Annotated in this window: 11 protein-coding genes; 7 read left to right on the top strand and 4 right to left on the bottom strand. The window is 73.2% G+C overall.

From position 1 onward, the window contains the following. From VGI02_RS05975 to VGI02_RS05955, 5 genes are all read left to right on the top strand, one after another. A partial coding sequence (locus tag VGI02_RS05975) for a ferredoxin reductase (RefSeq protein WP_331626361.1) occupies positions 1-1,058 on the top strand: 1,058 nt, incomplete at its 5' end. Between the two features lie 29 nt (positions 1,059-1,087). Beyond that, entirely contained in the window at positions 1,088-2,308 is a 1,221-nt protein-coding gene (locus VGI02_RS05970; protein WP_331626360.1) for a fatty acid desaturase family protein, read from the top strand. 55 nt (positions 2,309-2,363) lie between these two features. After that, positions 2,364-4,025, top strand: coding sequence for an adenylate/guanylate cyclase domain-containing protein (locus VGI02_RS05965; protein WP_331626359.1), 1,662 nt, complete (start codon positions 2,364-2,366; stop codon positions 4,023-4,025). Positions 4,026-4,036: 11 nt separating this feature from the next. Beyond that, the gene (locus tag VGI02_RS05960) at positions 4,037-5,800 is read left to right on the top strand and encodes a potassium channel family protein (RefSeq protein ID WP_331626358.1); all 1,764 of its coding nucleotides are present in this window, start codon (positions 4,037-4,039) and stop codon (positions 5,798-5,800) included. Positions 5,801-5,887: 87 nt separating this feature from the next. Then, complete coding sequence (locus tag VGI02_RS05955) at positions 5,888-7,087, top strand: glycosyltransferase (RefSeq protein ID WP_331626357.1); 1,200 nt, start codon at positions 5,888-5,890, stop codon at positions 7,085-7,087. Here the strand turns inward: VGI02_RS05955 and VGI02_RS05950 are convergent. Continuing rightward, the gene (locus VGI02_RS05950) at positions 7,072-7,500 is read right to left on the bottom strand and encodes a CBS domain-containing protein (RefSeq protein ID WP_331626356.1); all 429 of its coding nucleotides are present in this window, start codon (positions 7,498-7,500) and stop codon (positions 7,072-7,074) included. The genes VGI02_RS05955 and VGI02_RS05950 overlap by 16 nt on opposite strands. A gap of 157 nt (positions 7,501-7,657) precedes the next feature. Between VGI02_RS05950 and VGI02_RS05945 the strand changes: the two genes are divergently transcribed. Further along, positions 7,658-8,545: a hydroxymethylglutaryl-CoA lyase gene (locus VGI02_RS05945; RefSeq protein WP_331626355.1), complete on the top strand. Its 888-nt coding sequence runs from the start codon at positions 7,658-7,660 to the stop codon at positions 8,543-8,545. A 37-nt stretch (positions 8,546-8,582) separates the two neighbouring features. After that, positions 8,583-9,269 carry a class I SAM-dependent DNA methyltransferase gene (locus VGI02_RS05940; protein WP_331626354.1) on the top strand — a complete coding sequence of 229 codons (687 nt, stop codon included), beginning with the start codon at positions 8,583-8,585 and terminating at the stop codon, positions 9,267-9,269. Positions 9,270-9,365: 96 nt separating this feature from the next. Here VGI02_RS05940 and VGI02_RS05935 read toward each other — a convergent pair whose 3' ends face one another. The 3 genes from VGI02_RS05935 to pcaD are packed head-to-tail and all read right to left on the bottom strand — an operon-like array spanning position 9,366 to position 11,591. Then, entirely contained in the window at positions 9,366-10,004 is a 639-nt protein-coding gene (locus tag VGI02_RS05935) for a CoA transferase subunit B (RefSeq protein WP_331626353.1), read from the bottom strand. Further along, entirely contained in the window at positions 10,001-10,804 is an 804-nt protein-coding gene (locus tag VGI02_RS05930; protein ID WP_331626352.1) for a CoA transferase subunit A, read from the bottom strand. Before VGI02_RS05930 ends, VGI02_RS05935 begins: the two co-directional genes overlap by 4 nt. A gap of 10 nt (positions 10,805-10,814) precedes the next feature. Then, positions 10,815-11,591, bottom strand: a complete 777-nt coding sequence (gene pcaD / locus VGI02_RS05925) for a 3-oxoadipate enol-lactonase (protein ID WP_331626351.1) — start codon at positions 11,589-11,591, stop codon at positions 10,815-10,817. Between the last annotated feature and the right edge of the window lie 60 nt (positions 11,592-11,651).

The following is an 11,651-nucleotide window of genomic DNA, read 5'->3' as shown; positions in this document are numbered from 1 at the left end:
CTTCGCGGATCACGACGCCGCTGCTGCCCGACGACTACCTCAAGTTGATCAACCCACTGTGGACCGCGCGGGAGGTACGCGGCAAAGTCGTCGAGGTCATCCCCGAGACCGGGGATGCCGCCACGATCGTCATCAAGCCCGGCTGGGGCTGGTCCTTCGACCACCAGGCCGGGCAGTACGTCGGGATCGCCGTGCAGGTCGACGGGCGCTTCCACTGGCGCTCCTATTCGCTGACCTCGCCGCCCAGGCGAGACGCCGGGCACCTCTCGGTCACCATCAAGGCGCAGCCGGAGGGGTTCCTCTCCCAGCACCTCGTGCGCGGCGTCGCGCCCGGCACGATCGTCCGGCTCGCTCCGCCACAGGGGGATTTCGTCCTCCCCGAGCCACCGCCGAAGAAGATCCTCTTCCTCACCGCGGGCAGCGGCATCACGCCCATCATGGCGATGCTCCGCACGCTCGACCGGCGCCGGACGATGCCCGACGTCGTCGTCATGCACTCCGCGCCCGACCCCGAGCACTTCCTGTTCTCCGACGAGCTGGCCGACCTCGACGACCGGTACAGCTCGATCATCGTCGTGCGGCGCCACACCTCCGAGGACGGCCACCTCGATCTGCGCGAGATCGCGGACGTCTGCCCCGACTGGCGCGAGCGGGAGGCGTGGGTCTGCGGACCGAACGCGATGCTCGACGACGCCGAGGAGGTCTGGAAGGACGCGGGCGTCGAGGACCAGCTCCACGTCGAGCGCTTCTCGGCCAACCTCGCGGGCGGCGAGGCCGAGGGCGGCACCGTCCGGTTCTCGCAGTCCGACGCCGAGGTCGAGATCGACGGGGCGACGACGTTGCTGGAGGGCGGCGAGCAGGCCGGTCTCCAGCTCCCGTTCGGCTGCCGCATGGGCATCTGCCACACCTGCGTGGTGCCGCTGCGCTCGGGCGTCGTGCGCGACCTGCGCGACGGCACCGAGCACCGGGCCGACGGCACCGGCGGCCAGAGCTGGGACGCCGTCAAGATCCAGACATGCATCACGGCGGCGGCGGGCGACTGCGTCGTCGACGCCTGAACCGACCGGAAGCAACGAGGGGAGTCGCCGTGGCCATCAGGGACGTGAAGGAATTCGCCCACCTCAGCCAGGAGGACGTCGAGGCGCTGGGCCGGGAGTTCGACCAGATCCGGTCGGACATCGAGGAGTCGCGGGGCGACTCCGACGCCGCCTACATCCGCCGGATCATCACCGTGCAACGGCGCCTCAACGTCGCCGCCCGCGTGATGATGTTCGGCAGCAACCGGCGTGAGCTCTGGTGGGCCGGTGCCCTCACGCTCGGCGTGGCCAAGATCCTCGAGAACATGGAGATCGGCCACAACGTCATGCACGGCGAGTGGGACTGGATGAACGATCCGGAGATCCACTCGTCGACGTGGGAGTGGGACAACGTCTGCCCCGCCGACCAGTGGAAGCACTCGCACAACTACCTGCACCACACCTATACGAACGTGATCGGCAAGGACAAGGACGTCGGGTACGAGATCCTCCGGGTCCGGTCCGACCAGCCGTGGCACCCGTACTACCTGACGCAGCCCGTGGTGAACACGCTGCTCATGCTGGCCTTCGAGTACGGCGTGAGCCTGCACGACCTCGACATCGAGGGGCTGCGCAAGATGCAGCTCGAGGACCCCGAGGAGTTCAAGCGCAAGCTCGTCGCCATCGGGCGCAAGCAGGCGCGCCAGATCGGCAAGGACTACGTCCTGTTCCCGGCGCTGACCGGCCCGAACTTCGTCCCGACGGCGACGGCGAACTTCACGGCCAACGTCATCCGCAACATCTGGTCGTACGCGATCATCTTCTGCGGACACTTCCCCGACGGCGCCGAGGTGTTCACCGAGGAGGAGCTGGAGAACGAGACCCAGGGCGAGTGGTACCTGCGTCAGCTGCTCGGCTCCGCGAACTTCACCGGCAACCGGCTGATGCACGTCATGTCCGGCTCGCTGGGGTACCAGATCGAGCACCACCTGTACCCGGACCTGTGCTCGAACCGCTACCCGGAGATCGCCGTGCGGGTGCGGGCCCTGTGCGAGAAGTACGAGCTGCCCTACACCACGGGCCCGTTCCCGCGGCAGTTCTGGCAGGCCACCCGGTCGATCTGGCGGCTCTCGCTGCCCGCGAAGAAGCTGCGTGAGGCGAACATGCGTCGCCAGGAGCGCGGACTGCCCCGTCAGGGCGCGGTCCACTCCACCGGTTCCGACGCGCCGTCCACCCCGCAGGTGGCCCCCGCGCCGCCGTCGACACCGGGGACGCCCGGCTCGGCGGGCTGACGGCTCGGCCACACCACCCACCCGAGGTCGGACCCGATGGCTACCGTCGGGAGCCGTGACGGACGGCACGTCGAGGAACGCGACCGGGTCCGCGGGCCCGACCGCGGGCCCGGCGTCGCGCGCGGCCGGTGAGGCGGAGGCGCCCGGGGACGTGGCGTTCCGGACGAAGACGGTCGTCGGGGCGCTGATCCTGGTCGCCAACGTGGTCGGGGCCGGGATCCTCGTGGGCCTGGCCGGATGGGTGCTGCCGTTCCGGGCGCTCGTCGCCGACGAGGCCGAGGCGCTGCGGGTCAACCTGGTCCTGCTCGCGGTGTACGCGCCGCTCGGGGCGCTGGTCGGGTTCGCGTTCGGCTGGACCTGGATGCGGATCCCCGACCCACCCGGCCCCGGGGCGACCGCGGCCGACCGGGACCGCCATCGCCGGCGCGCCCGGCGGGTGGTGCTGCGCGCCCCGCTGCGCCTCGCGGTGGTCCAGGCCGTGCCGTGGGTCATCGGCGTGCTGCTGTTCGCGGCGGTCGACGCGCGGTGGTCGGCCTTCCTGGCGGTCGCGGTCGCGGGCATGATCGCGCTCGGGGGCGTCACCACGGTCACCGTCGCGTACCGGATGACCGAGCTGGTCCTGCGCCGCGAGGTCGCCCGGGTGTTCGTCCTCGAGCCGCCGAGCGGAAGCGGCATGCCCGGCGTCGCGGTGCGCTCGCTCGGCACCTGGGTGATGGGCACCGGGGTCCCGCTGCTCGGGGTCGTGATCGCGGCGGGGACGTCGCTGGTCTACGCGGACTACTTCACCGTCACCCGGCTCGGGGTCGTCACCCTCGTGCTCTCGCTGATCGCTCTGGTGGCCGGTTTCGTCGCCACCGCGCTGACCTCCACCTCGCTCGCCGCGTCGGTGCTCGCGGTCCGTCGGGCGCTGCGCCGGGTCGAGAACGGCGACCTCGACGTCACCGTCGAGGTCTCCGACACCACCGAACTGGGGCTGCTGCAGTCCGGGTTCAACACGATGGTCTCCGGCCTGCGGGAACGGGACCGGGTGCGCGAGCTGTTCGGCAGGCAGGTCGGCGAGGAGGTCGCGGCGGCCGCCGTGGCGGGCGACGGCGTGTTCGACGGCGAGGGCGGATCCGTCCGCGAGGTGGCCGTGCTCTTCGTCGACCTGGTCGGCTCCACCCGCATGGCCGCCACCCGCCCGCCGACCGAGGTCATGGCGCGCCTCAACCGCTTCTTCGCCGAGGTCGTGGACGTCGTCGAGACCCACGGCGGGTGGATCAACAAGTTCGAGGGTGACGCGGCGCTCGCCGTCTTCGGCGCACCCACCGACCACGACGACCCGGCCTCCGCCGCGCTCGCCGCCGCCCGCGCCCTGGCCGATCGCCTCGACGCCGAGAACGTCGCGATCCGGGCGGGCATCGGGGTGTCCGCGGGCGAGGCCGTCGCGGGCTACATCGGCGACACCCGCCGCTACGAGTACACCGTGATCGGCGACCCGGTGAACGAGGCGGCGCGGCTGTGCGACGTCGCCAAGGCGACCCCGGAGCGGGTCGCCGCCTCCGGTGCCGCGCTGGGTCTGGCGACCGGGACCGAGGCCGGGCACTGGACGGTGGTGGGGACCCAGCGGCTCCGGGGACGGGAGGCCGACACCGAGATCGCCGTGCCGCGCACGCGCGTGGGCGACGCGGCGTCGATCACCGCCGAAACGGCCCGGTCGGAGGTCACGCGCGGTTAGGGTGCGCGCTCGTGACGAGTGCGGGGGCGACACCGTCGGGGCGGCGTACCCAGCGCTTCGTGATCTGCGGCGACAACCTGCTCACCCTGCGCATCGTCGAGGCCCTCCGCCGCCAGGGCAGCGCCGCCGTCGACATCGTCGTCGTGGTGGCCGACCGTGCGAGCCGGTACGTCCCGCAGATCGAGGACGCGGGTGTCCGCGTCCTCGAGGGCGGGAGCTCCGACGACGACCGCACGTTCCTGGCCGCGGGTGTGCGGGGGGCGACCGCCGTCGCGCTCGTCGACCGCGAGGACGTCACCAACATCCACCGGGCGCTGCGCGTGCAGGAGATCGACCCCGACGTGCGGCTCGTGGTGCGGCTGTTCAACACCCGGCTCGGCAGGCGCATCGAACAGATCCTGCCGACCGCGACCGTGCTGTCGGTGTCGGAGACCGCGGCGCCGTCGTTCGTCGCCCAGGCCATCGGGCGGAACACCCGCCAGCACGTCCGCGTCCCGGACCGCACGTTCGTCGTCGCCGGACGCCGCGAGGTCCGCGACGAGGCCGTGGTGTGCGGGCTGGCCGCCAACTCCGGACTCGGGGCGCGGGGCGGGCCGCGGCTGCTGCCCGACGGCGGGCCCGACACCGCCGACTACGTCCTCGCCGTCGCCGAGTCCCGGGCCCGGGAGACCGACCAGCTCTCGCGACCCCGCACCGAGCGGGTCCGCAACGCCGTGGAACGCCTCGTCGTGCGGCTGCGCGGGACCCTCACCCGCCGCCTCGCCCGCGCCACGCTCGCCCTGTTCCTGTTGTTCGTCGCGGGCACGCTGGCCTTCGCGACCGCGGGCGGCTACACCCTCGGCGACGCCGTCTACCTCGCGGTCCTCGACTCCGCGGGCGCCGCGCAGCCCGACACCGGCGCCAGCCTGGCGGTGCGCGTCATCCAGGGGTTCGTCACGGTGGTCGGCATCGCGATCATCCCGCTGGTCACGGCGGTCGTCGTCGAGAGCGCGGTGAGCGGCCGGGTCCTGGGGACCGGGCCACGGCGGATGCCGCGCCGCGACCACGTCGTCGTCGTCGGCCTGGGCAACGTCGGGATGCGGATCGTGACCACGCTGCGCGAGCGCGGTGTGCCCGTGGTGGCCGTCGAGCGCAGCGACGAGGCGTTCGGGGCCGCGGCCGCCGCCCGAGCGGGCATCCCGGTGATCCTGGGCGACGCGACCCGCGAGCGGGTGCTCCGTGAGGCGGGGGCCGAACAGTGCCGCGCCCTGGTCGCGGTCACCAGCGACGACGCCACGAACCTGCAGGCCGCACTCGTCGGGCGGTCGGTGCAGCGCTCCGTGCGGGTCGTGCTGCGCCTCCGGGACGACGACCTCGCCGGGCGGGTCGAGCGCAGCATGGGCGCGATCTCACGCAGCGTCTCCTACGTGGCCGCGCCCGTGTTCGCCGCGGCCCTGCGCGACGGCCAGGTCCTCGCGACGATCCCCGTCGGGCGCCGGATCCTGCTGATGGCCGAGGTGACCGTCGGGCGGGCGTCGTTCATGGCGGGACTCCCGGTGGGCGCGGTCGTGGAGGCCGGGGCGGTGCGGGTGGTCGGCGTGTACCGCGGCGCCGGGCCCGACGCGGTGCTCGAGACCCCGCCGCGGCCGCGGCGGCGCCTCAAGGTCGGTGACCGGCTGCTCGTGGTCGCCACGCGGGGAGGTCTGGGCACCGTGCTGGAGCGCTGCGCGTCGCGCTCGGCGTACGACCGCCCCGCGGTGCCGGTCCGCACGCCCGAAGGCGTCCTCACGGGGTGATCCCGGGCGGGCGTCCGGACCCGGGCACCCTGGAGGAAGCGGACCTCGCCGCCCGCCGGCCGGCGGAGTTCGGCACAGTGGGCCGTCGTGCGCATCCTCGTCGCCGCCCTCGGCTCGCCCGGCCACGCCTTCCCGCTCGTCCCCCTCGCCCGCGCCCTGCACGACGCCGGGCACGACGTCACCTTCGCGACCGGGCCCGACACCGAGGCCACCATCGCGAGCTCCGGGGTCCCGACGGCGGCCGCCGGGCGACCGGTCTTCGAGGCGTTCCGCGAGGCGATGATCGACCGGGGTCTCACGGAGCGGCCCACCGACCAGGACGTCATGCGCGACGTCGCGACGGAGGTCTTCGGCGCGATGATGCCGCGCTCCGTCGCCGGCGACCTCATCCCGCGGCTGCGCGAGCAGCGGCCCGACCTCGTGATCGCCGAGGTCGGCGACCCCGGTGCCGCGCTGGCGGCCCGAGCCGTCGACGTCCCCTGCGTCCTGCACTCCTTCGGGCGCCGCCCGTCGCCGCACTCCCCGATGAGCATGGCGATGCCCGCCCACCTGGCCGCGGTCGCCGTGGAGCTCGGGGTGCCCCTCGCCGAGGGTGACTCGACCGGCCACGCCTACCTCGACATCTGCCCGCCGTCGCTGCAGGAACCGGAGTCGCGGGCCCACCTCGCGGGGATGATCGAGCTGCCGTTGCGCCCCGTTCCCTGGAACCCGCCGACGCCGTTCACGGTCCGGCACCTGACCGGCCGGCCGTGGGTGCTGCTCACCCTGGGCACCGCGTTCGGCGAGGCGGACGTGCTGCGCACCGCCCTGACCGGCCTGCGCGGGCTCGACGTCGACGTGCTCGTCGCGACGGGCTCGGTCGAGGCGGGCGAGCTCGCGGACGTCGAGTTCGCGGGCGTCCAGGTCGAGGCGTTCGTCCCGCAGGCCGACCTGCTGCGCGGCGGCATCGAGGGCGTCGCCCCGCCGGCGCTGGTCGTGCACCACGGCGGCAGCGGGACCACCCTCGGCTGTGCCGGTGCCGGCGTGCCGCAGCTCCTCCTGCCCCAGGGCGCCGACCAGTTCTTCAACGCCGCGGCGGTCACGACCGCAGGCGCGGGCGTGCAGCTGATCGGGGAGCACGTGGCGGCCGAGTCGGTGACGGCCGCCGCGGCGGGCCTGCTCGCCGACGGGGGGCCGGAACGCGCCGCGGCCCGTGCCCTGGCCGCCGAGGTCGAGGGTCTGCCCTCGCCTGCCGAGGTGGCCGCAGGCGTCGAGGGGTGGGCCTTCCCGCGTCAGCCGGCGATGTAGGCCTCGAGCTGCGAGCGGTGCGCCTCCAGCTCGTCGAGCCGGTTCTTCACCACGTCGCCGATGCTGACGATCCCTGTCAGCTTCCCGTCCACCACGACCGGGATGTGGCGGATGCGGCGCTCGGTCATGATCCCCGCGAGGGCGTCGACCTCGTCGTCGGCGCTGCAGGTCGTCACGTGGCCGCTCATGATCGACGAGACCGTGTCGGCCAGGAGTGCCGCCCCGCGGTGGTGCAGGTGCCGGACGACGTCGCGCTCGGAGACCATCCCGACCACCGCCCCCCCGGCGTCGACGACGACGGCCGCTCCGACACCGCGCGCCGCGAGCGCGGTCAGGAGGCTGGGTACCGGAGTCTCCGGCTCGACGGTGAGCACGCCGGTGGGCTTCTGCGTCAAGACGTCCCCAATGCGCATGCTCGACTCCTTCGTCCGGTGCCTTCGTCCGTGTGACGACGGTCTCACGCCTCCCTGACCTCGGGAAGGGGCCCGTCGGGGGCTTCGCGGGGCGGGCGTCCGGTCACGCAGCGGCACTATCGTCTCCGGGCGGGGTCGACGACAGGAAGGACGTCCGATGGAAGGCATCGTCGAGGTCAGTCCGCGGGACGGCCTGCAGAACGAGCGGGCCGTGCTGGAGACCGACGCGAAGGTCGAGCTGATCACCCAGGCGATCGGCGCCGGCGCGCGGCGGATCGAGTCGGCGTCGTTCGTGCACCCGAAGCTGGTCCCGGCGATGGCCGACGCCGAGGCGGTGATGGAGCGGGTGCCGCGCCCCGAGGGGGTCTCGCACATCGGGCTGGTCCTCAACCGCCGCGGGTTCGACCGGGCCGTCGCGGCGGGGGTGGACGAGGTCAACGTCGTGGTGCCGGCCTCGGACGGGTTCGCCAAGGCCAACCAGAACTCCACCACCGACGCGCTCACCGCGGTCGCCGAGGAGGTCCTGGCCGAGGCCGCGTCAACCGGGCTGTTCGCGACGGTGACGATCGCGACCTCGTTCGGCTGCCCGTTCGACGGCGAGGTGGACCCGGCCCGGGTGATCGAGGTCGCGCGCCGGTCGGCGGCCGCGGGCGCGCAGGAGATCGCGATCGCGGACACCATCGGGGTCGGGGTCCCGACCCAGGTCCGCTCCCTGCTCGACGGGGTCCGGTCGGTGGCGCCGGAGGCGATCATGCGGGCGCACTTCCACAACACCCGCAACACCGGGTTCGCCAACGCGGTGGCGGCGCTGGAGTGGGGGGTGGACTGGCTGGATGCCTCCAACGGCGGGATCGGCGGGTGCCCGTTCGCGCCGGCCGCGACGGGCAACATCGCCACCGAGGACCTCGTCTACCTGCTCGAGCGCATGGGGGTGCCGACCGGGCTGGACCTCGCCGCGCTCCTCCCGATCGCCGGGTTCCTCTCCGATCAGCTCGGCTACCGGGTCCCCGCCCTGCTCCCCCGGGCGGGCACCTTCCCGGGCTGATCGACCGCGAACGGCCCGGGTGGGCGAAGATGGGGCCATGGCCGACACCTCGACCCCCGGCAGCAGCGCCGGCGGCGCCTCCGCCGACGCGCGCGAGACCAACACCGCGGGCAACCCGCTCCTCGAGCGCGCCTATGCCCTGTCCGACGCGGACGAGGCCCGGGTGCTCTACGACGAGTGGGCCGACACCTACGACACCGAGCTGACCGACGAGACCCAGGGCTACGTCGGCCCGGCGGTGGCCGCCGAGACGGTGGCGCGGGTGGCCGGGGTCGACGGCGAGATCCTCGACGCCGGGTGCGGCACCGGGCTGGTCGGCGTGGCGCTCGCGGATCGCGGGGCGGCGGCGATCGACGGGGTCGATCTCTCTCCCGGGATGCTGGAGAAGGCGAAGGCGACCGGGGTCTACCGTCGGCTGGCCCCCGCGGATCTCTCGCGCCCGCTCCCCGTGGCGGCGGATTCCTACGACGTCGTCGTGTGCGTCGGGACGCTGACCCACGGGCATGTGGGGCCCGGGGCGTTCGGCGAGTTCGTCCGGCTCGCCCGGCCGGGCGGGACGATCGTCGCGACGGTGCTCGACGACATCTGGGACTCCGGCGGCTACCGCGCCGAGGTGGACCGGCTCGCGCAGATGGCGATGGTGGAGATCGTGTCCACCGACGTCGTCGACTACCGCAAGGCCGCGGACGTCAGTGCCCGCATGGTGGTGCTCCGCGTGGCGTAGGCCCGGCCGCCGTTCGCGCACGCCCCCCTCCGAACGAACGACTCGTTCGTGGCTTCTATGTGCACGAACGAGTCGTTCGTTCGGACGGGGTGGGGGTCAGCCCAGCGCGCTGGTGAGCTCCGCGCCGGTCTTCTCGCGGACCTCGTCCTCGGTGACGCCGTCGGCGAGCTCGCGCAGCACGAGCCCGGCGTCGGTGACGTCGATGACCGCGATGTCGGTGATGATCCGCTGGACCACGCCCTGACCGGTCAACGGGAGGTCGCACTTCTCGACGATCTTGTGGGCGCCGTCCTTGGCGGTGTGCTCCATGAGCACGATGACGGTCTTCGCGCCGTGGACGAGGTCCATCGCGCCGCCCATGCCCTTGACCATCTTCCCGGGGATCATCCAGTTGGCGATGTCGCCGGTCTGCGAGACCTGCATCGCGCCGAGGATCGCGGTGTCGACCTTGCCGCCGCGGATCATCCCGAAGGAGAGCGCGGAGTCGAAGAACGACGCGCCCGGCAGCGTCGTCACCGTCTCCTTGCCCGCGTTGATCAGGTCCGGGTCGACGTCGGCGTCGTAGGGGTAGGGCCCGACGCCGAGCAGCCCGTTCTCCGAGTGCAGCACCATGCCCACGCCCTCGGGCACGTAGTTGGGCACGAGGGTCGGCAGCCCGATCCCGAGGTTGACGTAGGAACCGTCGTGGAGCTCGCGGGCCGCGCGGGCGGCCATCTGCTCGCGGGTGAGGCTCACTTGTTCATCGTCTCCTGGGTCGTGCGCTTCTCGATGTGCTTGCGGGCGACCTCGTCGGCGGTCAGCGCGACCACGCGGTGGACGAAGATGCCGGGCAGGTGGACCTGGTCGGGCTCGATCTCGCCGGGCTCGACGAGCTCCTCCACCTCGGCGATCGCGAGCCGGCCCGCCATCGCGCACAGCGGGTTGAAGTTCTGCGAGGACTTGTTGAACACCAGGTTGCCGTGCCGGTCGCCCTTCGCCGCGCGGATAAGCGAGACGTCGATGTCGAGGGCCTGCTCGAGCACGTAGGGCTTGCGCACCTTCGAGCCGTCGGGCTGGGTCACCTCGAACTCGCGGACCTCCTTGGCCGGGGAGGTCGCGATGACGGTGCCCTCGGCGTCGTAGCGCCACGGCAGCCCGCCGTCGGCGATCATGGTCCCGACACCCGCGGGGGTGTAGAAGCCGGGGATGCCGGTGCCCGCGGCGCGCAGCCGCTCGGCGAGGGTGCCCTGCGGGTTGAGCTCGACCTCGATCTCGCCGCCGAGGTACTGGCGGGCGAACTCCTTGTTCTCGCCGATGTAGGACGCGGTCACCCGGGAGATGCGGTGCTGCTCGAGCAGCACACCGAGCCCCCAGCCGTCGACGCCGCAGTTGTTCGACGCGACCTTCAGGTCACCGACGTCGGTCCGGTTGAGCGCATCGATCAGCACGATCGGCACGCCGGAGAGGCCGAAGCCCCCGACGGCCAGCGACGCCCCGTTCGAGATGTCGGCCACCGCCTCGTCGGCCGACGCCCACACCTTGTCGATCTGACTCATCCCTGTCCCTTCATGGGCTCGAGCTCGAGCCCTTCACGTGCTCGGCCAGCAGTGCGGTCACGATCTCGGGCCGCTGGTAGGAGGCGAGGTGGGCCGCGTCGGCGACCACCTCGAACCGCGCGCCCGGGATACCGGCGGCCAGCAGCTCACCGTGCTCCGGAGGTGTCGCCGGGTCCTCGGCGCCGGAGATCACCAGCGTCGGCGCGGCGATGCGGCCCAGCTCGGCCCGCGAGTCCCACCCGGCGATGGCCTCGCAGCAGGCGGCGTAGCCCTCGGCGGGGGTCGCGGCGATCATCGACCGCATGGTCCTGATCGTGCTCGGCGCTGTGTCGTTCATGTCGTCGGTGAACCACCGCGCCACGACGGCGTCGGCGACCGCCTCGCTGCCACCCGCGCGCACGGTGGCGGCGCGGTCCTGCCACGGCTCCGGGTCGCCGAACCGGGCCGAGGTGCAGACGAGGGCCAGCGAGGTCACCCGGTCCGGCGCGCGCAGGGCGATGGCCTGGCTCATGGCGCCGCCGAGGGACACCCCGGCGAACCCGGCGCGGGCGACGCCGAGGTCGTCGAGGGTGTCGAGGACGTCGCCGGCGAGCTCGTCGACGGTGTAGGGACCGTCGGGCACCGGCGACCCGCCGTGGCCGCGGGTGTCCATCGTGATGACCCGCATCCGGTCCGCGAGCTCCTCGCGCTGCGGCGCCCACATCCCGCCCGTGGAGCCGAGGGAACAGAGCAGGACCAGCGGCGTGGCCCCGTCGCGAGGGCCCTCGTCGGTCACGGTCAGACGCACGTCTCCACCCTCTCCCATGTGGGGCCCGAACGACACGGGCCTTCCGGTGATCGGCAGTGG

The organism is Actinomycetospora sp. (genome assembly GCF_036497245.1).
Lineage (GTDB): Bacteria > Actinomycetota > Actinomycetes > Mycobacteriales > Pseudonocardiaceae > Actinomycetospora.
Note: the sequence above shows the minus strand (reverse complement) of the source record. Positions and strands in the feature narration are given on the sequence as shown.

Bases quoted from the DNA above. Each gene is read 5' to 3' on its own strand.
- VGI02_RS05930 (WP_331626352.1), bottom strand. From the start codon at position 10,804: ATGAGTCAGATCGACAAGGTGTGGGCGTCGGCCGACGAGGCGGTGGCC.
- VGI02_RS05940 (WP_331626354.1), top strand. From the start codon at position 8,583: ATGGCCGACACCTCGACCCCCGGCAGCAGCGCCGGCGGCGCCTCCGCC.
- VGI02_RS05945 (WP_331626355.1), top strand. From the start codon at position 7,658: ATGGAAGGCATCGTCGAGGTCAGTCCGCGGGACGGCCTGCAGAACGAG.
- VGI02_RS05950 (WP_331626356.1), bottom strand. From the start codon at position 7,500: ATGCGCATTGGGGACGTCTTGACGCAGAAGCCCACCGGCGTGCTCACC.